The sequence below is a fragment of the Pseudomonas sp. FW305-28 genome, from assembly GCF_017351395.1.
Taxonomy (GTDB): domain Bacteria; phylum Pseudomonadota; class Gammaproteobacteria; order Pseudomonadales; family Pseudomonadaceae; genus Aquipseudomonas; species Aquipseudomonas fluorescens_AA.
This window is the reverse complement of the sequence record NZ_JACNDD010000281.1, coordinates 1-2,761: the sequence shown is the minus strand read 5'-3', so window position 1 is coordinate 2,761 and position 2,761 is coordinate 1. Positions and strand designations below refer to the sequence as shown.

2 protein-coding genes are annotated in these 2,761 nt (G+C 60.3%); both read left to right on the top strand.

Annotation, left to right across the window (positions count from 1 at the left end):
• Positions 1–167: 167 nt before the first annotated feature.
• Positions 168–1,478 (top strand): OprO/OprP family phosphate-selective porin, encoded by a 1,311-nt coding sequence (locus tag J4E53_RS30325; protein ID WP_060738718.1) that lies wholly within the window; start codon positions 168–170, stop codon positions 1,476–1,478.
• A 141-nt stretch (positions 1,479–1,619) separates the two neighbouring features.
• On the top strand, positions 1,620–2,744 hold the full coding sequence (locus tag J4E53_RS30320) for a GNAT family N-acetyltransferase (protein ID WP_060738717.1): 1,125 nt from the start codon (positions 1,620–1,622) through the stop codon (positions 2,742–2,744).
• Positions 2,745–2,761 lie beyond the last annotated feature (17 nt).

Genomic DNA, 2,761 nt, shown 5'->3' with positions numbered 1-2,761 from the left:
CGTTGTGCTGGTTATTCCCATTCGAAGTAAAAAGTTCCGCTGTCATAAAATCTTTATGTGATAGCAACTCGCCTGACACAACCGGTCGCCAACATCCCCTCCCAACACCAGCGGGCCCAGTTCCGCGTGTTTTCTAACGCATAGACTACCAACAGGGGAATTCTTCGATGATCCGTAAGCACTTCGCAGGTGTTGCCGCCAGCGCACTGGCAATGGCAGTAACCGCCCAGGCTTTCGCCGGCACCGTCACCACCGATGGCGCCGATATCGTGGTCAAAACCAAGGGCGGCCTCGAGGTCGCTACCACTGACAAAGAGTTCAGCTTCAAGCTCGGCGGTCGTTTGCAGGCTGACTACAGCCAGTTCGATGGCATCTACACCGACAACGGCAAATCGGCCGATGCCGCTTACATCCGCCGCGCGTTCCTGGAACTGTCCGGCGTGCTGTACACGGATTGGGCCTACACCATCAACTACGACATGTCCCACAACAGTGGCGACTCCGATAACGGCTACTTCGACGAAGCGTCCCTGGCCTACAACGGCTTCAAGCCCGTGTCGATCAAGGTCGGTCGCTTCGACCCCGACTTCGGCCTGGAAAAAGCCACCAGCTCCAAGTGGGTGACCGCGCCCGAGCGTAACGCTGCCTACGACCTGATCGACTGGGCCAACAGCCACCAGAACGGCCTGGGCATCCAGGCCTCCAGCACCTTCGCCGATTCGTTCTATGCCTCGGCCGGCGTGTTCAGCAAGGACACCGACGACACCGACGGCGACAGCGTCAAGCAAGTCAACGGTCGCTTCGTCTTCGCTCCGATGCACGAAGCTGGCAACGTGCTGCACTTCGGTCTGAACGTAGCCTCCCGTGACGTTTCGGACACCGCGTTCGATGCACGTTATCGCTCCCGCCTGGGCATGCGTGGCGTTGAAACCCTGGGTGGCAACGATGCCGGTCCCAACGGCAACCGTCCGGTCCTGGGCGGCGCCAATAACTCGCCGGCCGGCTCGTACGACACTGACACCGCCTTCGGCCTGGAAGCCGCTTTCGCCATGGGGCCAGCGTCGATCCAGGGTGAATACATCTCCCGCAAGACCAAGGCTGACAGCGACGCCTTCGAAGACCTCAAAGGCCACGGCTTCTACGTCCAGGGTGCCTACACCATCACCGGTGAGTCCCGTGGCTATAAGGTCGGCAAGTTTGACGCGATCAAGCCTCAGAACAAATCCATCGGCGCCTGGGAAGTGTTCTACCGCTTCGACAGCATGACCGTCGAAGACGACAACATCACCACTGCCTCGGCGACCCGTGAAGTGGGCGATGCCGAAGCCAAGGTGCACAACCTGGGCGTGAACTGGTACGCCAACGAAGCGGTGAAAATCACCGGTGCCTACGTCAAGGCCAAGACCGACAAAGTCACCAACGCCAATGGCGATGACGATGGCGACGGTTTTGTTGTCCGTGCCCAGTACGTGTTCTGAATCGCGCTGACTTGATACAGCGCTTTTTCTTCATCCGTTAATGCTCCTTTTCAACCCCGCCCCTGGCGGGGTTTTTTTATGTGCGCTCGGTCAGGATCGGCGATACTCGCTCCATCCGTCGTCTGGCTCTCGAGGAATCGCATGCCGCTTCACGTCTTGGACAGCCTGTCCGCCATCGCGCCGCACGAGTGGGACGCGTTGGTGCCCGCCAACCAGCCTTTCCTGCGCCATGCCTTCCTCGGCACCCTGGAAGACAGCGCCAGCCTGGGTCCGCAATCCGGTTGGCAAGCCGAGCATTTGTTGCACATTGAAAACGGTCAGCTGTTGGCGGCCTTGCCCAGTTACCGCAAGTGGCATTCCTACGGTGAATACGTGTTCGACCACGGCTGGGCCGACGCTTGCGCCCGCGCCGGCATCGATTACTACCCCAAGCTGTTGACGGCGGTACCGTTCAGCCCGGTCAGTGGTCCGCGACTGTTGGCGGCGCGGGTGGAGGACGGTCTGGAGTTGCTGGACAGCGTGCCCGGATACCTGGAAATCGAAGGGCTTTCCAGTGCCCACATCAACTTCACCGATGCCTTCACCGACGCGGCACTTGCCGGGCAAGAAGGCTGGCTGCAGCGGATCGGCTGCCAGTATCACTGGCAAAATCGCGGTTATCGCGACTTCCAGGATTTTCTCGATGCCCTCAGTTCCCGCAAGCGCAAGCAGATGCGCAAGGAGCGCGAACAAGTGGCGGGGCAGGGCATCGCGTTCGACTGGCTCGAAGGTCATCAGTTGGACGAGGCACAGTGGGATTTTGTCTACGCCTGTTACGCCAACACCTACGCGATACGACGGCAGGCGCCCTACTTGACCCGGACATTCTTCAGCCTGCTGGCCGAACGCATGCCCGAGGCCATTCGTGTGGTGCTGGCCAAGCAAGGTTCACGGCCGGTGGCGATGGCGTTCAGCCTGGTGGGCGGCGACAGTTTCTATGGACGGTACTGGGGCTGCCTGGCGGAGTTCGACCGGCTGCACTTCGAGACCTGTTTCTATCAAGGCATGGACTACGCGATTGCCCATGGCTTGCAGCGCTTCGATGCCGGCGCCCAGGGTGAGCACAAGTTGATTCGCGGGTTCGAGCCAGTGATTACCCGCTCATGGCATTACTTGCGTCATCCGGGGTTGAAAGCGGCGGTGGCGGATTTTCTCGTGCGCGAGCAGGAGGGGGTTCTGGCGTACGCCGAAGAGGCCAGGACGGCACTGCCATATCGGCAGGGTTGATATCCCAAGGCTGATAC